At 74.6% G+C, this 21,609-nt stretch carries 16 protein-coding genes; 11 read left to right on the plus strand and 5 right to left on the minus strand.

Going from position 1 to position 21,609, the window contains the following annotated elements; translation table 11 throughout:
- Nucleotides 1-118: 118 nt before the first annotated feature.
- Both PVK74_RS13075 and PVK74_RS13080 read left to right on the plus strand, forming a co-directional pair.
- A complete protein-coding gene (locus PVK74_RS13075; protein WP_274479124.1) occupies nt 119-5,065 on the plus strand; it encodes a WG repeat-containing protein in 4,947 nt (1,648 codons plus the stop codon).
- A 61-nt stretch (nt 5,066-5,126) separates the two neighbouring features.
- Nucleotides 5,127-6,125 (plus strand): aldo/keto reductase family protein, encoded by a 999-nt coding sequence (locus tag PVK74_RS13080; RefSeq protein WP_030500117.1) that lies wholly within the window; start codon nt 5,127-5,129, stop codon nt 6,123-6,125.
- A 51-nt stretch (nt 6,126-6,176) separates the two neighbouring features.
- Here PVK74_RS13080 and PVK74_RS13085 read toward each other — a convergent pair whose 3' ends face one another.
- Both PVK74_RS13085 and PVK74_RS13090 read right to left on the minus strand, forming a co-directional pair.
- Nucleotides 6,177-6,971 carry a site-2 protease family protein gene (locus PVK74_RS13085; RefSeq protein WP_043329346.1) on the minus strand — a complete coding sequence of 265 codons (795 nt, stop codon included), beginning with the start codon at nt 6,969-6,971 and terminating at the stop codon, nt 6,177-6,179.
- Complete coding sequence (locus tag PVK74_RS13090; protein WP_043329344.1) at nt 6,968-7,168, minus strand: hypothetical protein; 201 nt, start codon at nt 7,166-7,168, stop codon at nt 6,968-6,970. Before PVK74_RS13090 ends, PVK74_RS13085 begins: the two co-directional genes overlap by 4 nt.
- A gap of 175 nt (nt 7,169-7,343) precedes the next feature.
- Here PVK74_RS13090 and PVK74_RS13095 point away from each other — a divergent pair, with 175 nt between their 5' ends.
- The 4 genes from PVK74_RS13095 (at nt 7,344) to PVK74_RS13110 (ending at nt 11,703) form a co-directional block, all read left to right on the plus strand.
- Nucleotides 7,344-7,553, plus strand: coding sequence for a hypothetical protein (locus PVK74_RS13095; RefSeq protein WP_018785377.1), 210 nt, complete (start codon nt 7,344-7,346; stop codon nt 7,551-7,553).
- A gap of 48 nt (nt 7,554-7,601) precedes the next feature.
- On the plus strand, nt 7,602-9,587 hold the full coding sequence (locus PVK74_RS13100) for a bifunctional adenosylcobinamide kinase/adenosylcobinamide-phosphate guanylyltransferase (RefSeq protein ID WP_274479125.1): 1,986 nt from the start codon (nt 7,602-7,604) through the stop codon (nt 9,585-9,587).
- Nucleotides 9,577-10,350, plus strand: a complete 774-nt coding sequence (gene cobS, locus PVK74_RS13105; RefSeq protein ID WP_187693324.1) for an adenosylcobinamide-GDP ribazoletransferase — start codon at nt 9,577-9,579, stop codon at nt 10,348-10,350. Before PVK74_RS13100 ends, cobS begins: the two co-directional genes overlap by 11 nt.
- 63 nt (nt 10,351-10,413) lie before the next feature.
- Nucleotides 10,414-11,703, plus strand: coding sequence for a DUF2314 domain-containing protein (locus PVK74_RS13110; RefSeq protein WP_064448302.1), 1,290 nt, complete (start codon nt 10,414-10,416; stop codon nt 11,701-11,703).
- Nucleotides 11,704-11,745: 42 nt separating this feature from the next.
- On the opposite strand, the gene gcvT is transcribed toward PVK74_RS13110, so the two are convergent.
- Nucleotides 11,746-12,870, minus strand: a complete 1,125-nt coding sequence (gcvT, locus tag PVK74_RS13115) for a glycine cleavage system aminomethyltransferase GcvT (protein ID WP_043329340.1) — start codon at nt 12,868-12,870, stop codon at nt 11,746-11,748.
- A 166-nt stretch (nt 12,871-13,036) separates the two neighbouring features.
- Here gcvT and PVK74_RS13120 point away from each other — a divergent pair, with 166 nt between their 5' ends.
- Entirely contained in the window at nt 13,037-14,605 is a 1,569-nt protein-coding gene (locus PVK74_RS13120; protein WP_064448300.1) for a leucyl aminopeptidase, read from the plus strand.
- 75 nt (nt 14,606-14,680) lie between these two features.
- Here PVK74_RS13120 and PVK74_RS13125 read toward each other — a convergent pair whose 3' ends face one another.
- Entirely contained in the window at nt 14,681-15,010 is a 330-nt protein-coding gene (locus PVK74_RS13125) for a hypothetical protein (protein WP_113972556.1), read from the minus strand.
- 178 nt (nt 15,011-15,188) lie between these two features.
- Between PVK74_RS13125 and lpdA the strand changes: the two genes are divergently transcribed.
- Nucleotides 15,189-16,580 carry a dihydrolipoyl dehydrogenase gene (gene lpdA / locus PVK74_RS13130; protein WP_043329337.1) on the plus strand — a complete coding sequence of 464 codons (1,392 nt, stop codon included), beginning with the start codon at nt 15,189-15,191 and terminating at the stop codon, nt 16,578-16,580.
- A 65-nt stretch (nt 16,581-16,645) separates the two neighbouring features.
- Nucleotides 16,646-18,496 (plus strand): 2-oxoglutarate dehydrogenase, E2 component, dihydrolipoamide succinyltransferase, encoded by a 1,851-nt coding sequence (sucB, locus tag PVK74_RS13135; protein ID WP_069088985.1) that lies wholly within the window; start codon nt 16,646-16,648, stop codon nt 18,494-18,496.
- A gap of 61 nt (nt 18,497-18,557) precedes the next feature.
- Here sucB and PVK74_RS13140 read toward each other — a convergent pair whose 3' ends face one another.
- Entirely contained in the window at nt 18,558-19,502 is a 945-nt protein-coding gene (locus tag PVK74_RS13140; RefSeq protein ID WP_043329336.1) for an SDR family NAD(P)-dependent oxidoreductase, read from the minus strand.
- 148 nt (nt 19,503-19,650) lie between these two features.
- Here PVK74_RS13140 and PVK74_RS13145 point away from each other — a divergent pair, with 148 nt between their 5' ends.
- Nucleotides 19,651-20,217 carry a TetR/AcrR family transcriptional regulator gene (locus PVK74_RS13145; protein WP_064448297.1) on the plus strand — a complete coding sequence of 189 codons (567 nt, stop codon included), beginning with the start codon at nt 19,651-19,653 and terminating at the stop codon, nt 20,215-20,217.
- A gap of 44 nt (nt 20,218-20,261) precedes the next feature.
- The gene (locus tag PVK74_RS13150) at nt 20,262-21,596 is read left to right on the plus strand and encodes a low temperature requirement protein A (RefSeq protein WP_043329334.1); all 1,335 of its coding nucleotides are present in this window, start codon (nt 20,262-20,264) and stop codon (nt 21,594-21,596) included.
- Nucleotides 21,597-21,609 lie beyond the last annotated feature (13 nt).

The raw sequence follows: 21,609 nt of genomic DNA on the forward strand, positions 1-21,609 counted from the left end.
CTGTACCGGCACGTCCGGCGCCCCAGCGCGCGAATTTCCAATGAGGTGACACCGCCGTGAGCGAGCGACGCGAGCCGGCCCCGGGGCCGTCCCGCGCGAGCGGCCGGAGGGGTTGCCGATGAGTGGCTGGGGGAGCTGGCGCGAGCCGGCCGAACCGGCCTGGGCCGCCGAGCCCACCCACGAGTGGCAGCCGCAGTTCCCGGGGCAGCGCTACCCGGGTGACATCGGCATCGAGAACCTGACGCCGCGCCGCCGTACCGTGGTCGGCCGCGCCGAGGTACGCCCGGTCAGCCCCGCGCCCGACGCCGACCCGTACCCGGTCAGCCCAGCAGGCGCGCACCCGGTCAGCCCGGCCGGGTTCCACCCCGTCAGTCCCGCGCCCGACACCGATCCGTATCCGGTCAGCCCGGCCGGCGCGAACCCGGTCAGTCCCGCCGGATTCCACCCGGTCAGCCCGGCAGGTCCGCACGGCCCGCACCCCGCCGGCCCGGTGGGTCCCGCGGGTCCGCGCGACGCGTACCCCGTCAGTCCGGCCGGCCCACGCGGCACATACCCGACCAGTCCAGCCGGCCCACGCGGCACGTACCCGACCAGTCCAGCCGGCCCACGCGGCACGTACCCGACCGGTCCCGCCGGTCCGCGCGGGGCCGAGCAGCCGGGGTCCGGCGGTCCACGCGGTGGCGGCCCGGCCGGTCCGGCCACGTCCCGCGGGGCGTACCCGGCCGGGCCCGCGGATCACGGCGGCCAGCGCCCCGCCGGCAGCCCTCCGGACGACCGCCGCGGGCACCCCGCGGACGGGCGGCGGCCCTGGCCGGAGGATCGGCGCCGCACCGGCCCGCCCACGCCGCCCGAGCAGCGGCTCGACCAACGCTGGGTACGCCCCGAGGCCGCACCGCGCCGGCCGTCCCAGCCCGGCTGGATGCCGGAGCCGAACGAGTTCCCGCACCATGGCGAGCGCCGGGCCGACCGCCCGCACCAGGCCGACGGACGCCGCGCCCCGGTCGAGGGCCCGCCTGCCGTGTCGGAACAGCGGTGGGGCTCGGCGTCCGACGCGCGGCGGGACCATTCCCCCGCCGGGCGCCGCGAGTCCATGCCCGACGGACGCCGCGACCGCTTCCCGGACGAGCGCCGGGAGCCGCCGTCCGACGGGCGGCGTGACCACGGCGCCGGGCGCCCGGCCGATCGGCGCGACGACGCCGTGCCGCCGCTGGAGCGGGGCGCGGCCGGGTGGGGCCAGCCGGGCCGGGACGGTTGGCGCGGCACCGACGGTGACGGCTGGCGTGACCCGAGCCGGCGTCCCCCGGCGGAGCGGCGTGAGCCGGTGGACGGCCGGCCCTTGGCAGACGGACGTGCGCCGGGCCGGGAGGCCGCCGCGTACCCGGAGACCCAGCGCCGGGCGCCCGAGAACGGGCCTCCGCAGACCGAGCCCGACCGGTACGGCGCACCGCGTCCCGGCGCCGACCAGCGGTGGCAGGGTCAGCGCCCGCCGGTCGACCGGTCCCGCCCGCACCAGGGCGAGTGGCCCATCATCGAGCCGCGGCCCCGTCCCGAGACGGACACGCGCCGGCCGGACGAACAGCAGCGCCCACCCGTGGAGCGGCCGGCGCCGCAGCGGTACCCGATGCCGCCGTCCGACGCCACCCGGCCGCCCACCGTGATGCCCCGTCCCGAGCCCAGTCGGCCACAGCCGGATGCCGCCGCCCGCCCCGAGACCCGTGCCCCGCAGTGGCCGGTGCGGCCGGACGAGCGCAGGTCGGCACCGCCGGACGAGCGCAGGTCGGCGCCGCCGGTGCAGTGGCCGGTACGGCCGGCCGGTCACCCGCCGCCCCGGGTCGCCGACGGCCGGGAGACGGCACCTGTCGAGCCGGCCGCACACACCCGTCCCGATGACCGTCCCCGGGTCGCCCCGGTACGGCCCGATCCGGTGCCGCCGCCGGCCACGCCCGGGCGTTCCGGGGAGGGCTCGGCCGCGCCTCGGACCGGCGACACCCCGCGTCCGGCATCTCCTGCGCCGCAGGCCGGCGTGCCCGTCGCGGACGCTCCCGTTTCCGGAGCGTCCGCCCCCGCCGCGCCGCAGGCCGACTTGCCTGGCGCGGGCAGCCCCGCTTCCGGCGCGGTCACCCCCGTTCCGCCTCCTTCCGACGCGCACGTCTCCCGTGCGCCCACGTCCGGAGCGCCCACTTCTGGAGCGCAGCGTCCGGGTGGCGCGGCACCGACGGACCGGAGCGAGGGCGCGGCCCGGCCCACGCCGTCGCAGGACGGGACCGCCGAGCGTCACGGCCCGCCTTCTTCCGACCCGGTGAACACGGCGCAACCCGCGAGGGCTCGCCCGGCACCGCCTGCCTACTCCGGTTCCGTGCCCGCACAGCAGACCGCGGGCAGGCCGCCCGTACCCACACCGGCCGAGCAGCTACCCGACGTCAGGCCCGCCGACTCGGTGGAGCACCCGGCCCCGATCGCGCCCCGGCCAGTCGTGGAGAGCGGCGCCATCGGCGAGCCCGAGGCCGGACCGGACGCCGAGGCCAAGCCGTCGGATGTGGATGCCGGTCGTCGGCGCGAGTCCGAGGTGCAGGCTCCGTCCACCTCGGCCCCTGACGCCGACCGGCCCTACGCCGACGTCAGTGCCCGTCCCGCGCCCGGCACAGGACGGACGGAACCCGGCCCGGCTGTCGACCGGACCGGCGAGCCATCGGAGCGAGCCGAGCACCCCCGCCCGGGGGCGACAGCCGCTCCGCCCTCCCCGGCCACGGACTCCGGCGCCGAGGCATGGTTCCGTCCCAGCCAGCCCGCCGCCCCCGCCCAGACACCGGAACCGCCGGAGATCTTGGAAGATTTCGGCCCCCCTGGGGGCCATTTCGTACCAAGATCTCCGGCAGACCTAGCCGAGCCGGCGACGATTCGTACCCCCGAGGTGGCCGAGGCCGGGTCCGGTACCGGCTCGACGCCGCCCGCTACCGGCGTCACCACGCCATCCGACGCCGCAACCAGCGACGCCACACCGAGCGCCCCTGCCGCCACCGACATCAGCACCAACGCAAACACCGACACCGACGAATCCACGAGCACCGCGGACCCGGCGGCCGGACACCTGGACACACCGGACGGGACCGCTTCCGGCGGGGAGAACGCGGGCAACCGCATGCCCGCCACCGGCACGTCCGCCGACACCGGAAGCGGCCGGCCGGTCACCGACGCCGAGCCGCCGGTCACTGTGGATGCCGGGCAGGACGCCACGGATTCAGAGGCTGGCGGCGGGAGCCAGACAGCCGGCGAGCCGGGCGGGGCCGGTCACGTCGAGGAACCGGCCACCACACCGGAGCCGACCGGCAGCATCCGGGGCGACGCCGACCGCGCCGACATCACCGCCTCGCCACTGGAGTCTCCGGGCAGCCGAGCCGAAGCCGACCTCACGAGCATCGCGACCCCGCAATCGGCACCCGCCGGCATCGAGCCCACCGGCATCACGATCCCGCAGCCGCAGGCCGCCGACACCCCGGCCACCGCGCCCGGCGAGGACTCCGACGGCGAGACCGCACCGACCGGTGACCCGGACCGCGCCCCCGCCGAGCCCGCGGCCGACGGCCAGCCCGCACCCCACACCGACACCACAACCGTCGACCCGGAGCACGACCGCGAGCCCGCACCACCCGAGCCCGCCGACGAGCCGACCGCTCAGACCGACGACGCGCCGACTCCCCGTACCGAAGAACCGGACACCGAAGCGGACGCCGAACCGGCCGGACCGCCGCCGCCCCCGGCGGACCCGGAGCAGGCCCTCGCCGCGGTCGGCTGGCGGCTGGATCCGCGTACGCTGCGCGAGGAGGCGCCCGATCCGGCGCAGTTGCGGCTGATCCGGGACGGCCTGACCGGCAAGCTCGACACCACACTGGACAACCGTGGCCGGGCCCGGCTGCTGAGCCTGCGCGCGGTGGCGTCGCGGATCCTCGGCGACCTGGACGACGCGCTCGGGGACGCGCGGCTGGCAGTCACGTACGCGGAGACGACGGGTGAGCTGCGGCGTACCGCGTTGGCCCGGGCCCGTCTCGCGGAGGCGCTGCGGTGGCGGGGTGACCACGCGGAGGCCGACCGGCTCTTCGCCGAGACGAACTCGCCGGAGCTGCCGGACCCGCTGCGCGCGTTGCTGCACGAGCACGCCGGGCGGAGCTGCTACGACCAGGGACGGCTGACCGAGGCGTGCCTGCACTTCGAGCGGGCGCTGGACCTGCGCCACGGCGAGGACGCGGCGATGAACGCGCGCGTCGAGGTGGCGCTGGACGCGGTCGCGGAGCGGGCCGCCGCCGACGGTTTCGGTCCGGCCCCGCGCCGGCCCGAGGAGGTGCTCGGCGCGCCGCGTCTCCCGGTGGCGACGTTCGACGAGGAGCAGCAGCTCTGGGGGTACGCGAACGCCGACGGCGAGATGGTGATCGCGCACCGGTACGCCGAGGTGCAGCCGTTCCACGAAGGGCTGGCCTGGGTACGCCGTCCGGAGGCGTCCCGCTGGGCGCTGATCGACACGTCCGGCGCGGCGCTGATCGAGGCGAACAACGGCTACCGGGCGGTGGGCGCCTTCTCCGAGGGGCTGTCCTGGGTGTCGATGGACGGCAAGGGCCGCTGGATGGCCGTGGACCGGATGAACATCGTGCGGATCCCGCCCGGGTACGAGGAGGTCAGGTCGTTCCGCAACGGACTGGCGGCGGTACGGCAGAACGGCGGCTGGGGCGCGGTGGACCTCACCGGCGAGGTGGTGGTGCCGACCCGGTACCACGGTCTCGGCACGCCGCTGGCCGACGGACGGAAGGTGGACGGGTTCACCGCCGACGGCCTGGCCGTGGTCGAGCTGGCCGGCCGCCGGGGCGTGGTGGACCGCGCCGGGCGGGTGGTGGTCACGCCGGCGTACCCGACTGTGGTGGTGCATCCGGTGGCGTTCATGGTCGCCACGGAGTCGGGCCGGTGGGGCGCGCTGGACCGGCGCGGCGACCCGCTCATCGACCCGGTGCATCCCGGCCGCGCGGCGGTGGTAGCGGAGATCGACCGTCTGCTCGCCGACGCCAGCCCGGTGCTCTGACCCGCGCCCGGCGGGGAGCGCCGGACGGCGGTCGCCACCGGGCAGGACTAGGGTCGGGAGCATGGAATTCCGTCACCTGGGCCGCTCCGGCCTGATGGTCAGCGAGATCTCGTACGGCAACTGGATCACCCACGGCTCACAGGTCGAGGAGGACGCCGCGCTCGCGTGCGTCCGCGCCGCTCTCGACAGCGGCATCACCACGTTCGACACCGCCGACGTGTACGCCGGCACCCGGGCCGAGTCGGTGCTCGGCCGCGCGCTCAAGGGTGAGCGCCGCGAAGGGCTGGAGATCTTCACCAAGGTCTACTGGCCGACCGGGCCGGGCCGCAACGACAGGGGCCTGTCCCGTAAGCACATCATGGAGTCGATCGACGGTTCGCTGCGCCGCCTGCAGACCGACCACGTCGACCTCTACCAGGCCCACCGGTACGACTACAGCACGCCGCTGGAGGAGACGATGGAGGCCTTCGCCGACGTCGTACGTTCCGGCAAGGCGCACTACATCGGCGTCTCCGAGTGGAAGGCGTCGCAGCTGCGCGAGGCGCACGCGCTCGCCCGTGAGCTGCGCATCCCGCTGATCTCCAACCAGCCGCAGTACTCGATGCTGTGGCGGGTCATCGAGACCGAGGTGATCCCGGCCAGCGAGGAGCTGGGCATCGGTCAGATCGTCTGGTCGCCGATGGCGCAGGGCGTGCTGTCCGGCAAGTACCTGCCGGGCCAGCCGCCGCCCGCCGGCTCCCGCGCCACCGACGAGAAGTCCGGCGCGAACTTCATCGCGCGGTTCCTCAACGACGACGTGCTCACCCGGGTGCAGCGGCTCAAGCCGCTGGCCGAGCAGGCCGGACTGACGATGGCGCAGCTCGCCGTCGCGTGGGTGCTGCAGAACCCGAACGTCGCCTCGGCGATCGTCGGCGCGTCCCGGCCCGAGCAGGTGCACGACAACGTGAAGGCGGCGGGCGTGAAGCTCGACGCCGACCTGCTGAAGGCGATCGACGAGATCGTCGAGCCGGTCACCGAGCGGGACCCGGCGAAGACCGAGAGCCCGGCGCAGCGTCCGTGACGTCGCGCCGTTCCCGGGCCGGCTCGCTCCGGCCCGGGAACGGCCGGTCGGCTACTGCCAGAAGCGGATCAGGGCGTAGCCGATCTGGTACAGCTCCCGCGGCAGCCCGAGCGCGTCGCCGACGGCGAACACCGCGCCGAAGAACGCCCGGTTGATCTGCGGGCTCCACAGCAGCGCGAACAGCAGGATGAAGCCGTACGGGGCGAACAGGTCGTACATCCGCCGGTAGGCGGGGCTGAGCCAGGGCTGGAGCATGTTGCCGCCGTCCAGGCCCGGCACCGGCAGCAGGTTGAGCACGCTGGCGGTGAGCTGGAGGAACGCGAGCAGCCCGACACCGGCCCAGAACTCCAGCGGGCCGCCCAGCTCGGGGCCCCACGCCACCGCGGCCACCAGCACCAGCGTGAACAGCACGTTTGTGGCCGGCCCGGCGAGGCTGACCAGCGTGTGCCGCAGCCGGCCGGGGATGGCGTGCCGGTCCACCCAGACCGCGCCGCCGGGCAGGCCGATGCCGCCGAGCAGCACCACGACCACCGGCAGCACGATCGACAGCAGCGGGCTGGTGTACTTCAGCGGGTTGAGCGTCAGGTAGCCCCGGTGGGCGATGTCCCGGTCACCGGCCCGGTACGCGACCACGGCGTGGGCGTACTCGTGCAGGCACAGTGAGACCAGCCAGCCGGAGACCACGAAGAGGAACACGTCGAACCGGACGTTGCCGTACCGGTTCCAGGCCATCACCCCGCTGGCCACGAAGAGCGCGACCAGGGCCAGGAAGATCGGGCTCGGCCGGAACGCCGCCCGGGGCACGCCGAGGACCAGCGGCTCGCCGGGACGGTCGTAGCCGGTCATTCGGCCGGGGGTTGCAGGCTCATCCGGTAGTCCACCCGGTCGTCCTCGACCAGCACGACGGTGGTGACGCCGGATGCCGCGAGCTCCCGCCAGGTCTGGCCGATCCACGACTCGGCGTCCGCCTGGCTCGTGAACGACTCGTCCGGCCCGTCGACCGCGTCGCCGTTCGTGCCCTCGTACCGCCAGCTCCACGCCATGCCGCGTCTCCCCTCGCCGCCGTCGTCCCGCAGGACGCCAAACCTCCGCAAGCCTAGTCGCCCGCCCACGACGCTTCACCCCTCGACCGGCGCGGGCCGACGCGCGGGTGCCCGCAAGGTTCGGCCGTCACCAGCGGGGTATCCACGCCGGACGTCGTCAGCGAGGGAGGACACCATGCGGCCGTTGCGGGAGATGGACACCGAGGAGATACGGGCGATGGCGGTACGCGGCGGCATCGAGGCGGCCCACGAGATGGACCGGGAGGAGCTGCTCGACGCGCTTCTCGCCCGCCCCGGCGAGGGAGCCTGGCAGGAGGATCCGAAGCCGGTTGACGTGAATCCCAACGACTATCGCTTCGAGGCCCCCGAGCGCCGACCGCGATGAGCCACCTCTCACTGCCCCGCCGGGGCGGCGGCATCTAAGGTACGGGGCATGTCCGTTGACGGGTGGCACACCCTCCTGGTGCTCGGCGGTATCCGCTCCGGCAAGTCCGAGATCGCCGAGTCGCTGGTCGCCGACGCGCCCACGGTCCGGTACGTGGCGACCGCCCCGGCCGGGGATCCCGAGGACACCGAGTGGGCGGCCCGCCTCGCGACGCACCGCGCCCGCCGGCCGGGGAGCTGGACCACCGAGGAGACGGCCGCGAACCCGGGCCGACTGGTCGAGGTGATCGCCGCCGCCGGGCCGAACGAGACGCTGCTCGTGGACGACCTGGGCGGCTGGGTGACGGTGCTGCTCGACCCGGCCCACCAGCCGGCCGACGACACCGCCACGATCGCCGAGCTGGCCGCGGCGGTGCGCTCCAGCACCGCCCGGCTGGTGCTGGTCAGCCCCGAGGTGGGCCTGTCCCTGGTGCCCACCACGCCGCTCGGCCGGGCGTTCACTGACGCGCTCGGCGCCGCCAACCGCGCGGTCGCCGACGCCTGCGACGCGGTCGCGCTGGTGGTCGCCGGTCAGACCACCTGGCTCAAGCCGGCCGCTCCGGCCCACGCCGTGCCGCCCGCCGGCACGTCGCCCGAGGCCGGGCCGAGCCGCGACGCGGCGCCCCAGGTCGCGACATCCTGGGCCACGGCACCCCGGCCCGCGCCGGACCAGGCCGCGCCGACCGGAGCCGCCGCGAGCCGGACCGCACCGGCTCAGGCCGTACCGGCCGACCTCGGCGCCGGGGACGTGACGCTGCCCGAGGTGCTCACCCCGGCCGCCGCCCCGCTGCCCGCCCCGGCCGCGTCCGACGAGCCCGGCACGGGCGACTGGGCCGCCCCCACCATGGCGCTGCCGATGATCGCCACCGGCCTGGTGATCCAGCCGGGCATGGAACTGCCGATGCCTGACGACTACACCGGTCCGCAGGCGGTCGACCGGCTCGCCACGCTCGACCTTCCCGGCGCCGGTCTGGGCGTGCTGGAGCAGGTGGTCGGCTTCGCGGCCGCCACCCAGGGCACCTCGATGCCGCGGCCGTGGGACTCGGTGCGCGTACTGCTGATCCAGGGCGACCACGAAGGCGGCGTGTCGGCCGGCGCGCCGGCCGGTGAGTCGGCCCGCCGGGCCCGGCAGGCCCGCGCCGGCCGGGGCGCGCTGGCCCGGCTGGCCGCCGAGAACCGCGCCGACCTGCAGATCGTCGAGGCGCCCACGTCGGCGCCGATCGAGGACCGCCCGGCCCTGCCCGGCGACGAGGTGGAGGCGGCGCTGCGTTACGGCTGGCGGCTCGCCGAGCAGGCCGCCGACGCGGGAGTGCAGTTGCTGGTGCTCGCCGCGTGCGGTGCGGGCGCCGAGGCCGCCGCCGCGGCGGTGCTCGCGGCCACCGCGGGCGCGGAGCCGCCCACCGTGCTCGGCCGGGTGATCAGCGAGCAGGGCGAGATCGACGACACCGCCTGGATGGTCCGCTGCGCGGCGGTACGCGACGCGCTGCACCGCACCCGCCGCTCGTCCCGCGAGGCCAAGGACATCCTGGCCGAGCTGGGTGGCGGCGACATCGCGCTGGCCACCGGCGTCCTGCTGGGCGCCACCGCCCGTAAGGTGCCGGTGCTGCTGGACGGCCCGGTCGGCACCGCCGCCGCGATGGTCAGCCGCGACCTGGCCGGGCAGGCCCGGCACTGGTGCCTGCTGCCCGACCACGGCGGCCGTCCGGGTGTGCGGCTGGCCGCCGACGTGCTCGGCCTGACGCCGCTGGTGGACCTGCGGCTCGACCTGGGCGAGGGGGCGACCGCGCTGGCCGCGCTGCCGCTGCTGCGCTCCGCGCTGACGCTCGCCGCCACGCTGCCGGCGCATCCGTCGCTGGGCGGCCCCGACGACGACGGCGACACCGGCGACGGCCGGACCGGCGACGAACCGGACTTCGCCGAGCCGGAGCCGGCCGGGCCGGGACCGACCACGATCGGGTCCGACGAGCCGGTCTTCCCCGGCCGACGTGCCGACTGAGGCGCGGCTCGCCGACGGCATCCGGCTGGCGCTCACCACGTTCACCACCGCACCGGTACGCGCCGGCCGGGTCGACCGGGCCGCCGCCGGCACCGCGATGGCGCTCGCCCCGCTGGTCGGCGCGCTGCTCGGCGCCGTACTCGGCGGGGCGCTGCTGCTCACCGGCGCGCTCGCGCCACCGCTCGTCGCCGCCGTGGTCACGGTGGGGCTGGGCGCGCTGCTCACCCGGGGGCTGCACCTGGACGGGCTGGCCGACACCGTGGACGCGCTCGGCTCGTACCGGCGTGGTCCGGCCGCGCTGAAGATCATGAAGCAGCCGGACGTCGGCCCGTTCGGGGTGGTCGCGCTGGTGGTCGTACTCCTGCTCCAGAGCGCGGTGCTCGCGGAGCTGGCCGGCCGGGACGCGCTCGCCGCGTTCGCCGCCGTGGTCGCCGCGACCGCGGCCGGGCGGCTCGCTGTCGGCCTGGCCTGCCGGCGCGGCGTGCCGGCCGCGCGGCCGGAGGGCCTGGGCGCGCTCGTGGCCGGCACCGTCGGGTGGGGCGCGCTGGCGCTCGGCGCGGTCGCCGTCGCGCTGGCGGCCGTGCCCGCGGTGCCGGACCGTCCGTGGCAGGGGCCGATCGCCGTGCTCGGCGCGCTCGCCGTCGCGGCCGGGCTGCTCCGGCACCTGGTACGCCGCTTCGGCGGCATCACCGGCGACGTGCTCGGGGCGCTCGTGGAGATCGTCACCACGCTGTCCTACCTGGGACTGGTGCTGACCGGCTGAGCGTCACCGGTCCGGGCGGGTAGCGTTCGGGGCGAGTGCACCGGCGCGGTCGAGGGGGACGGCATGCTCATCACGGACGACTTCCTGCCGGTACCGGTGCCCGAGTCGCTCGACGCGACCTATCTGGTGCCGATCACCGGGCTGCCCAAGGTGAGCCCGAAGACCGCGGTGGAAGGGCTGGCCGGGCGGCTCGCCGAGCCGGTGCACGGGCTGGCCAAGCAGATGCTCGACAGCCCGCTGATGACCGTCGACACCCGTACCGTCGACGAGTTCCCGGAGCTGCCGCCGGACCTGCTCACCGCGTTCGGCGCCACCGAGGAGCAACTGGCCCGGCTGGCCGCCGCCACCCACCTGGTGGTGGTGCAGGCCGAGTACCGGCCGGGCTGGCCGCCGGCGCACGAGTGGGCCGCCCGCGCGGTGGCCGCGGCGGTCGCCGAGACGGTCGGCGGGGACGTGGTGGACGTCTTCGGGCTCCAGTTCCTCGACCCGGCGGCGGCGCTGCGCTCGCTGCCCGACGAGCAGGGCCGGATCCGGCTCGTCGACTGGGTGCTGGTGCCCTACTCCTCGGACTCCGACGGGCTGTGGTTCACCACGAAGGGGCTGCGCCGGTTCGGGCTGCTGGAGTTGCAGGCCCAGGGCGTGCCGGACCACCTGACCCGGGCGTGGGGCGCGGTGATGACCGGCGCGGCCCGGCGGCTGCTGCGGGACTGGACCGACGGGCTCGCCGGTGAGGAGGTGCCGGCGTTCGTGCAGCTTCCCGTGCTGGCCACGGTGACCGGGCACGACATCGCCGTGGCGTACGGCAATCCGGAGCAGCACGGCGCGACCGCGCCGGTGCTGCTGCGGCTGGAGCTGGACCCGGCCACCGACCCGGACGCCGACTCGTTCCTGAGCCTCAACCCGCCGCCCGGGCATCCGGGTCCGCCCGGCCGCTACTTCGCCGCCGCCTGCGCGACGCTGTTCAACGGCATCCAGCCGGACGTGCGCTACACCCGCACGGGGGACGCGATGAGCCGCGCGGTGGAGACCGCCCGGGAGGCGCTCGGCGACATCCGGGCCCGGTTCCTGGCCGGGCGGCTGCCCGAGGAGAGCCAGCTCGTGGTCAAGTACGGGCTGCCCGGCGACGACGGCCCCGAGTACGTCTGGGCCGGGGTGACCTCGTGGGAGAGCCCGGAACGGATCGTCGGCGCGAGCGCCAGCGACGCCAACACCGACCCGAACGTACGGATCGGCTCCCCCGTGGTGGTGGAGGCGTCGGACGTGGTCGACTGGGCGGTGCTGGACGGCACCGGCGTGCTGGAGGGCGGCTGGACGCAGGCAGTCCTCGACGCCGGGGAGCGCGGCGAGGACTGACCCGCGCGGCTCAGCGCGCCGAGGGCCGATCCGCCTCCGGCCTCAGCGCACCGAGGGCTTGACGAACGGCGGCCGGGTCAGGCGCATCCGGGCACGGCGGCCCCGGATGTCCACCTCCAGCTCCTCGCCGTCGGCCAGCTTCGGGTCGGTGTCGACGAGCGCCAGCGCGACGCCGTGCTTGAGCGTCGGGCTGAACGTGCCGCTGGTGACGGTGCCGACCTGCCGGTCGCCCGCGTACACGGCCATGCCGGGGCGCGGGATGGCCCGGTCGACAGCGGTCAGGCCGCGCAGCGTACGGGCGGGTCCGGCGGCCTTCTCGGCGCGCAGCGCGTCGCGGCCCCAGAACGCTGGCTTGTCCCAGCCCACCGCCCAGCCGGAGCGGCCCTGCACCGGGGTGATCTCCGGGGACAGGTCCTGCCCGTGCAGCGGGTAGCCCATCTCGGTGCGCAGCGTGTCCCGGGCGGCCAGGCCGCAGGCGCGGACGTCGCCGGCTGCGGCGAAGAGCGCGTCCCAGACGGCGACCGCGTGCTCGGACGCCACGACCAGCTCGTAGCCCAGCTCGCCGGTGTAGCCGGTGCGGCACACGGTCAGCTCCACCCCGTCGAGCGTGGCGGTGGAGAAACTCATGTAGTCGTGCCCGGTGGGCAGGCCGAGCGCGCCCAGCAGGTCCGCCGAGCGCGGGCCCTGGACGGCGAGCACCGCGTACGCCTCGTGCTCGTCGGTGACGGTGACCCCGGCGGGCGCGGCGGCGCGCAGCCGGCGGGCCACCTCGGCGGTGTTCGCGGCGTTGGGGATCAGGAAGACGTGGTCGTCGGCGTGCAGGTAGGCGATGATGTCGTCCACCACGCCGCCGGTGGCGTCGTCGCAGCAGAGCGTGTACTGCGCCTGACCGGGGGCGATCCGGCCGAGGTCGTTGGTGAGGCAGGCGTTGACGAAGTCCGCCGCGCCCGGCCCGGTGACCCGGATCTTGCCCAGGTGCGAGACGTCGAACACGCCGACGCCCTCACGGACGGCGGTGTGCTCCTTGAGCACGCCGCCACCGGCGTACTCCAGCGGCATCTGCCAGCCCCCGAAGGGGGCGAACTTCGCGCCGAGCGCGGTGTGCCGCTCGTGCAGCGGGGAGCGGCGCAGCCGGGTCTCGGCGGCGTCGGAGGTCACCTCGGTCATGGGTGGCAACTTACCGGCCGCGACGACTGTGGTTAGCATCGGCGGGATCCCGTCGGCGCGCATCGGCGGGACACCCACGCCTTCCGGCGGGTAGGTTGCCGCCGGAGACACCTTCACCGCCGGTACGCGACGACGCGGCCGGCCCGGCCCGCCCGGAGTAGCTTTCGTGACATCGCCCCGCACCACCCTCAGCCTGGTCGACACCGACCCCGCCGAACTCGCCGTCGACGCGATCGTGATCGGCGTGCACAGCCAGACCACCGAGCCGGGCAGCGGCGCACCCGCCCACGCCCTGCTGCTGGCCACCGGCGGGGAGAGCATCGCCGCCGCGTTCGACGGAAAGCTGACCGAGACGCTGGCCCTGCTCGGCGCGACAGGTGGCCCGGGCGAGGTGATCAAGTTGGCCACGCTGGGCACCGTGACCGCCCCGCTGGTCGTGGCCGTCGGCCTCGGCCCGGAGCCCTCGGGCGCCGCTCCGGCCCCGGAGTCGCTGCGCCGGGCCGCCGGCGCCGCCGTACGGGCGCTGGCCGGCGCGGCGCGCGTCGCCCTGGCCCTGCCGCTGCCCGACGACGCCGACGCCCCGGCCGCGCTGCGCGCGGTCGCCGAGGGCGCGCTGCTGGGCGGCTACCGGTTCGCCGGCTACAAGACCAAGCCGCAGCCGGCCCGCCGTGAGCCGGTGGCCGAGGTGCTGGTGGCGGTGCCGGACGCGGCCGACGCGACCGCCCAGGCCGAGGTCGCGCGGGCGCAGGCGGTAGCCGGCGCGGTGCGGACCAGCCGGGACTGGGTGAACACCGCGCCGAACGAGCTGCGTCCCCCGGCGTTCGCCGACGCCGTCTCCGCCGCCGCCCGCGAGGCGGGGCTGGAGGTCGAGGTGCTGGACGAGGCGGCGCTCAAGGCCGGTGGCTACGGCGGCATCCTCGCCGTCGGCCAGGGCTCCGAGGCCCCGCCGCGGCTGGTGAAGCTCACCTGGACGCCGGAGGGCGGCGGCAACGGCAAGCGGGTCGCGCTGGTCGGCAAGGGCATCACGTTCGACACCGGCGGCATCTCGATCAAGCCGGCGCAGGGCATGTGGGAGATGAAGTCGGACATGGCCGGCGCGGCGGCGGTCGGCGCGGCCATGCTGGCGATCGCGGCGCTCAAGCCGTCGGTCACCGTCACCGGCTACCTGCCGATGGCGGAGAACATGCCGTCGGGCGCCAGCTACCGGCCGGGCGACGTGATCAGCATGTTCAACGGCAAGAAGGTGGAGGTGCTCAACACCGACGCCGAGGGCCGGATGGTGCTGGCCGACGCGATGGCGCGGGCCTGCGCGGACGGCGCGGACTACCTGTTCGAGACCTCCACGCTGACCGGCGGGCAGGTGATCGCGCTGGGCAAGCGGATCGCCGGTGTGATGGGCACCCCGGAGCTGTGCGAGCGGGTGCGGGTGGCCGGTGACGCGACCGGTGAGCCGGCCTGGCCGATGCCGCTGCCGGACGACGTGCGCAAGGGCATGGAGTCGGACGTCGCGGACATCTCGCAGGTCAACGCCGGGATGGACCGGGCCGGGCACATGCTGCAGGGCGGCGTGTTCCTGCGCGAGTTCGTCACCGACGACGTGGCGTGGGCGCACATCGACATCGCCGGTCCGGGTTACCACTCGGGCGAGGCGACCGGCTACTGGACCAAGGGCGGCACCGGCGTGCCGGTGCGTACGCTCGTGCACCTGGTCGAGGACGTCGCCACCAACGGCTGACGTGTAAGGAAGGGCCCCTTCTTAACGCCTCGCGTTGTAGAAGGGGCCCTTTTTAACACCCGCGCCCGCGCCCGCTCAGAACGGCTCCGGGCGGCGCTTGCGGCGTTCGTTGTAGTCGCGCATGCGCTGCGGATAGCCCATCAGCCGCACGTCGTAGATCGGGATGGCGATCCGGTGCGCCCAGCGGCGGGCCTCGTCCGGCCCGCCGACGCGCCGCCGGGTCCACTCGCCGTCGTCGGCGATCAGCATGATCGTGGTCTCGGTGACCGTCGTACGGGGCTCGATGTACGCCTCGACGCCCTTACGGGTCCGGACGAAGTTCTCCAAGTGGTCCAGATCGGCGCGGTCGGCGGCACGGTCGCGGCTCGCCGGGGCGGCCCGCTTTCGTCGTCGGAACAACCCCACCGAATCCACTCCTCCCCCAAGCCGTCGTCGAGGACGGTGTCAAGGGTACGTGTCACCGACGTGTCGTTGGGCACCTCGGTACGCGCCCGGTCCGTGGTGGTGACAAGATGACCGAGGTGGGGTGTGCCTGTTACTCCGCCGTAACCCCCGATGCAGTGACGCGACCTGGGAGTTGGATGTGAGCGAGCCGAACGACACGACCTTCGACATCGTCATCCTCGGAGGTGGTAGCGGCGGCTACGCGGCGGCGCTGCGTGCCGCCCAGCTGGACCTCTCCGTCGCCCTCATCGAGAAGAGCAAGCTCGGCGGGACGTGCCTGCACAACGGGTGCATCCCGACCAAGGCGCTGCTGCACGCCGCCGAGATCGCCGACCAGACCCGCGAGTCCGAGCAGTTCGGCGTGAAGGCCGAGCTGGTGGGCATCGACATGAAGGCGGTCAACTCGTACAAGGACGGCGTGATCTCCCGCCTGTACAAGGGCCTGCAGGGCCTGGTGGGCAGCAGCAAGAAGATCACCTTCGTGGCGGGCGCCGGCAAGCTGGTCGGCAAGAACGTCGTCGAGGTGGACGGCAAGCGCTACACCGGCCGTAACGTCGTGCTGGCCTCCGGCTCGTACGCGAAGAGCCTGCCCGGCCTGGACGTCGACGGCGAGCGGATCATCACCAGCGACCACGCCCTGACCCTGGACCGCGTGCCGTCCTCGGCGATCGTGCTCGGCGGCGGCGTGATCGGCGTCGAGTTCGCCAGCGTCTGGAAGTCCTTCGGCGTGGACGTGACCATCGTCGAGGCGCTGCCCCGCCTGGTCGCCGCCGAGGACGAGGAGTCGTCGAAGGCGCTGGAGCGGGCGTTCCGCAAGCGTAAGATCAACTTCAAGGTCGGCAAGCCGTTCGAGAAGGTCGAGAAGACCGACAAGGGCGTGAAGCTGACGATTCAGGGCGGCGACACGGTCGAGGCCGAGCTGCTGCTGGTCGCCGTGGGCCGCGGCCCGAACACCGCCGGCCTCGGCTACGAGGAGCAGGGCGTCAAGATGGACCGCGGTTACGTGCTGACCGACGAGCGGCTGCGCACCAGCGTGCCGAACGTCTACGCGGTCGGCGACATCGTGCCCGGCCTGCAGCTCGCCCACCGCGGCTTCCAGCAGGGCATCTTCGTCGCCGAGGAGATCGCCGGGAAGAGCCCGGCCGTGATCGACGAGGCCGGCATCCCGCGCGTGACGTACTGCGACCCGGAGCTGGCGTCGGTCGGCCTGACCGAGGCGAAGGCCAAGGAGCAGTACGGCGCCGACAAGATCAAGACGTACAACTACAACCTGGGCGGCAACGGCAAGAGCCAGATCCTCAAGACCGCGGGCCACGTGAAGCTGGTCCGGGTGGACGACGGCCCGGTGGTCGGCGTGCACATGGTCGGCGCCCGGGTCGGTGAGCTGATCGGCGAGGCGCAGCTCATCTACAACTGGGAGGCGTACCCGGCCGAGGTGGCGCAGCTCGTGCACGCCCACCCGACGCAGAACGAGGCTCTGGGCGAGGCGCACCTGGCCCTGGCCGGCAAGCCGCTGCACGCGCACGCCTGACACGACAACCGCGGCGTCCGGCGACGGGCGAGAATCCCACCAGGGAATGAAGGAGTCTGGAGAACATGCCGGTATCGGTCACCATGCCCCGGCTCGGCGAGAGCGTCACCGAGGGCACCGTCACGCGCTGGCTCAAGCAGGAGGGTGACACCGTCGAGGTCGACGAGCCCCTGCTCGAGGTGTCGACCGACAAGGTCGACACCGAGATCCCGTCCCCCGCGGCGGGCGTGCTGAGCCGGATCGTGGTCGGCGAGGACGAGACCGCCGAGGTCGGCAGCGAGCTGGCGGTCATCGCCGGTGAGGGCGAGGACGCGGGCGCGGCCCCGAAGCAGGAGGCCGAGCCGGCCACCGAGCCGACCGCCGCCGCCGAGGGCACCGGCCCCGAGCCGGAGCAGCAGGCCGAGGAGGCCGCCGCCGAGCCGGGCGCCGAGGCCGAGCAGCCGGCCGTCGAGGAGCCGGCCCAGCCGGCGGCGTCGTCGGGCGAGGGCACGCCGGTGACCATGCCGGCCCTGGGCGAGAGCGTCACCGAGGGCACCGTCACCCGCTGGCTCAAGCAGGTCGGTGAGACCGTCGAGGTGGACGAGCCGCTGCTGGAGGTCTCCACCGACAAGGTCGACACCGAGATCCCGTCGCCGGTCGCCGGCACGCTGCAGGAGATCAAGGTCGCCGAGGACGAGACCGCCGACGTCGGCGCCGTGCTGGCGATCGTCGGGGTGGCCGGTGCCGCGCCCGCGAAGGCGGAGCCGAAGCCCGAGCCCAAGCCGGAGCCCAAGGCCGAGGCGAAGCCGGAGCCCAAGCCGGAGCCCAAGCCGGAGCCGAAGGTCGAGGAGCCGACGCCGGGCGCGGCCTACAACGAGCCGGCCGCCGAGGCGGAGCAGGCCGCGCAGCCGGCCAAGGCCGAGGCGGCGGCCCAGCCGGCCGCGCCGGCCGCCACGCAGCGCCGGAGCGTTCCGGCCGAGCACGGCGAGGACTCCGCCGGGTACGTGACGCCGCTGGTGCGCAAGCTCGCCGCCGAGCACGGCGTGGACCTGGGCTCGGTCAAGGGCACCGGCGTGGGTGGCCGCATCCGCAAGCAGGACGTGCTGGAGGCGGCGGAGAAGGCGAAGGCCGCCAAGCCCGCGCCGACCGCCGCCGCTCCGGCCGCGAAGGCGGAGGCGCCGGCCCAGCCGGCCGCCAAGCCGCAGCCGAGCGCCAAGCGGGGTACGACGGAGAAGCTGCCGCGTATCCGGGCCACCATCGCCAAGCGGATGCAGCAGTCGCTGCACGAGACGGCCCAGCTGACCACCGTGGTCGAGGTGGACGTCACCCGGGTCGCGAAGCTGCGGGCGCGGGCGAAGGAGTCGTTCCAGGCCAAGCACGGCGTGAAGCTGTCGTTCCTGCCGTTCTTCGCGCTCGCCGCCGTCGAGGCGCTCCAGACGTACCCGATCGTCCAGGCCAGCATGGACCTGGAGGGCGGGACGATCACCTACCCGGCCGCGGAGCACCTGGGCATCGCCGTGGACACCGAGCGCGGCCTGCTCGTGCCGGTCATCCACAACGCCGGTGACCTGAACATGGGCGGCATCGCCAAGCGGATCGCCGACCTGGCCGAGCGCACCCGGGCCAACAAGATCACCCCGGACGAGATGGCCGGGGCGACGTTCACGCTCACCAACACCGGCAGCCGGGGCGCCCTGTTCGACACCCCGATCGTGCCGTCGCCGCAGTCGGCGATGCTCGGCACGGGCGCTGTGGTGAAGCGCCCGGTCGTGGTGAACGACCCGGAGCTGGGCGAGGTCGTGGCGATCCGGTCGATGGTCTACCTGGCCATGTCGTACGACCACCGGCTGATCGACGGCGCCGACGCGGCCCGTTTCCTCACCGCGGTGAAGGAGCGGCTGGAGGCCGGCAACTTCGAGGCCGAGCTGGGTCTGTAGATCCGAGACGGCGAGGGGGCGCGCGGCGACATGCCGTGCGCCCCCTTCGTCGTCAGCGGCCTCAGCCCTTCAGGTGCTCCTCGGATACCGTCCAGAGCTGCTCGGCGGCCTCCGGGTCCCGGGCGTACGGCGCCCAGCCGGTCCGCGTGCCCGGCTGGTTCGGCCCGGCCTCCTGGCAGTCCTCGAAGTACCGGCCGCCGACGCCGTCGAGCAGCGGTGAGGTGGCGACCAGCACCGAGGTCGCCGCGCCCTGCTCCGGGGTCTTGAACGAGGCCGCACCGCCACCGCTCTGCGCGCGCATCCGGGCCAACTCCTCCTCGGTGATGTAGCGCTGGAGGTTGGTCCGGATCGCGCCGGGCATCAGCGCGTTGGTCCAGATGCCGTCGTCGGCCCAGCGGCGGGTCGCCTCCACCGCGAACAGCACGTTCGCGGTCTTGGACTGCCCGTACGCCAGCCACGGGTCGTACGGCCGCTGCCGGAAGTGGATGTCGGAGAACTCCACCGGCGACCGCAGGTGGGCGGCCGAGCTGACCGAGACGATCCGCGCGCCACCGGCCGCGGCGAGCGCCGGGCGCAGTCCGGTGGCGAGCGCGAAGTGCCCGAGGTGGTTCGTGGCGAACTGCATCTCCCAGCCCTGCTCGGTACGCATCTCCGGGGAGGCCATGATCCCGGCGTTGTTGACGAGCATGTGCAGCGGCCCGTCCCAGTTCCGGACGAACGCGGCCACCGACGCGAGATCGTCCAGGTCGAGCGGGGCGACCAGGATCCGGTCGTTGCCGGTGGCGCCGGTGAGCTCGGCGGCGGCGCGCTGACCGGCCTCGGTGTTGCGGACGGCGAGGGTGACGTCCGCTCCGGCGGAGGCGAGCGCGCGGGCGGTCTCCACGCCGATCCCGGAGGCGCCGCCGGTGACGACGGCCCGCCGGCCGGTCAGGTCCAGGTCGCGGACCACTTCCAGGGCGGTGGTCTCGGAGTCGAACGGGGTCGTGACTGGTGTCGGGGTTGTCATGGTCCATCCTTGTCGACGGCGACGCGGACCGATGTCCGCCCGCTACGATGAGAAGCGGAGGATCCTCCGTTACTTGCTCAGCATAACCGGAGGAGACTCCGGTTACCACCGACCCGGGCCCGCGACCCGGTCGAGCCGAGGAGGAACCGTGCCCGACCGACCGCTGCGCGCCGACGCGCTGCGCAACCGGCAGCGCCTGCTGGACGCCGCGGTGCAGGCGTTTTCCCAGGCGGGCGCGGAGGTAACGCTCGACCGCGTCGCCAAGGAGGCCGGGGTCGGGATCGGCACGCTCTACCGCCACTTCCCCAGCCGGGAAGCGCTCATCGAGGCGGCGTACCGCAACGAGCTGGAGAAGCTCTGCGACGCCGCGTCGACGCTGCTCGCCACCCGGCCCGCCGACGTGGCGCTGCGCACGTGGATGGACCGGTTCGTCGACTACCTCGCCACCAAGCGGGGCATGGCCGACGCCCTGCGGCTGGTCATCGCCTCCGGCGCCAACCCGTACGCGCAGAGCCGCGACCTGCTGCTGGCCGCGCTCGGCGAACTCCTCGCCGCCGGCGCGGCGGCCGGTGCCGTACGCGCCGACGTGGCCGCCGCCGACGTGCTCGCCAGCCTCAGCGGGGTGTCCCTGGTGGCCGGCGAGCCGGACCAGCGCGCCCAGGCCGGACGCCTGCTCGACCTGCTGATGGACGGCCTGCGCCACCGGACGGGCTGACCGAATCGGCCACCCGGCCCGACCTGCGCTGACAGACTCGGCCGGTGGGCTCGAACCGGTGGCGGGGACGCCTGGGGCCGGCGGTGCCGGTGGCCCCGGGCGCCCGCGTCGACCGGTTCGAGATCTTCTTCGACCTGGTCTTCGTCTTCTCGTTCTTCATCATCACCCGGGCCACCGCCCTGCAGGTGACCGGCGGGGCGCTGCTGCACGCGCTGCTGGTCCTCGCCGTGCTCTGGTGGTCGTGGGTGGTGCACAGCGTGGTCGCCACCCGGGTACGCCTCGGCGAGGGCTTCGTCCCGGTGCTCATGACAGTCGGCATGGCCGCGCTGTTCACGTTCGCGCTGTCGCTGCCGCAGGCGTTCCGGGACCCGACCGGCAACGCGGCCGGGCCGATGGTCGCGGCGCTCAGCTACACCGTCCTGCGGTTGATCCACCTGCTGCTGTACCGGCACGCGGTCCGGGACAGCCCGAACGAGCGCCGGCAACTCCTCCGGTTCGCCCCGGAGTTGATCGGCAGCACCGCGCTGCTGCTGGTCGCCGCGCTGCTGCCGCCGAGGATCGACGACCTGTTCTCCGCGGCGGTGCTCCGCGACGTGCTGTGGGCGGTGGTCGTCCTGCTCCAGTACGGCACCGGCATCCTCGCCGGGACCTGGGGCTGGGGCGTCGCATCGGCCGAACACTGGACCGAGCGGTACGACCTGATCCTGATCATCGCGCTGGGCGAGTCCGTGATCTCGGTCGGCGTCGGCAGCAACCTGCTCGGCCAGCCGCCCACCTGGCCGGCCGTGACCGCGGCCGTGCTCGGCATCTTCTTCACCGCCGCGCTCTGGTGGGCGCACTACGACATGATCGGGCCGGCCGCCCGGATCGCGTTGCACGTCGCGCAGGACGGCCCCCGGGTGGCGATGGCCCGGGACGCGTACGCCTACCTGTTCCTGCCGATGATCGCGGGCATCATCCTGTTCGCGCTCGGCGCCGAGACGATAGTGCACGGCATCGCCGACCCGAACGTGCCGCCCAGCGAGCCGGGGCACGGGCCGAGCGTGCCGCTGCTGTTCGGCGGCGTGATCTGCTATCTCTGCGGCAACATGCTGTTCCAACTCCGTACCCTGCGCACGCTGAGCTGGACGCGGGTCGCGACGGCGTTGCTGCTCGGCCTGAGCATCCCGGTCGCGGAACGGGTGCCGGGGCTGGCCGCGCTGGGCATGCTCACCGCCATCACCGTGGGTATGGTGGCCGTCGAAGTGATCGTCTTCGACGAGGGCCGGCGGGCCCTGCGGAAGCTGGTCTTCGAGGAACGCGCCAGCCACGAGGCGCACGAGGCGGCCTGGCGGGCCCGCTGGCACGAACGGCCCGACGACCGCGACGAAGGCGAGTGAACCAGCGGCCCGC

The sequence above is a fragment of the Micromonospora chalcea genome, from assembly GCF_028768405.1.
GTDB classification, from domain to species: Bacteria; Actinomycetota; Actinomycetes; order Mycobacteriales; family Micromonosporaceae; genus Micromonospora; species Micromonospora chalcea.

What these genes read in the sequence shown, in the direction of transcription:
- PVK74_RS13095 (WP_018785377.1), top strand. Translation starts at nt 7,344, where the DNA reads ATGCGGCCGTTGCGGGAGATGGACACCGAGGAGATACGGGCGATGGCG.
- PVK74_RS13100 (WP_274479125.1), top strand. Translation starts at nt 7,602, where the DNA reads ATGTCCGTTGACGGGTGGCACACCCTCCTGGTGCTCGGCGGTATCCGC.
- PVK74_RS13110 (WP_064448302.1), top strand. Translation starts at nt 10,414, where the DNA reads ATGCTCATCACGGACGACTTCCTGCCGGTACCGGTGCCCGAGTCGCTC.
- sucB (WP_069088985.1), top strand. Translation starts at nt 16,646, where the DNA reads ATGCCGGTATCGGTCACCATGCCCCGGCTCGGCGAGAGCGTCACCGAG.
- PVK74_RS13075 (WP_274479124.1), top strand. Translation starts at nt 119, where the DNA reads ATGAGTGGCTGGGGGAGCTGGCGCGAGCCGGCCGAACCGGCCTGGGCC.
- PVK74_RS13085 (WP_043329346.1), bottom strand. Translation starts at nt 6,971, where the DNA reads ATGACCGGCTACGACCGTCCCGGCGAGCCGCTGGTCCTCGGCGTGCCC.
- PVK74_RS13090 (WP_043329344.1), bottom strand. Translation starts at nt 7,168, where the DNA reads ATGGCGTGGAGCTGGCGGTACGAGGGCACGAACGGCGACGCGGTCGAC.
- PVK74_RS13080 (WP_030500117.1), top strand. Translation starts at nt 5,127, where the DNA reads ATGGAATTCCGTCACCTGGGCCGCTCCGGCCTGATGGTCAGCGAGATC.
- PVK74_RS13140 (WP_043329336.1), bottom strand. Translation starts at nt 19,502, where the DNA reads ATGACAACCCCGACACCAGTCACGACCCCGTTCGACTCCGAGACCACC.
- gcvT (WP_043329340.1), bottom strand. Translation starts at nt 12,870, where the DNA reads ATGACCGAGGTGACCTCCGACGCCGCCGAGACCCGGCTGCGCCGCTCC.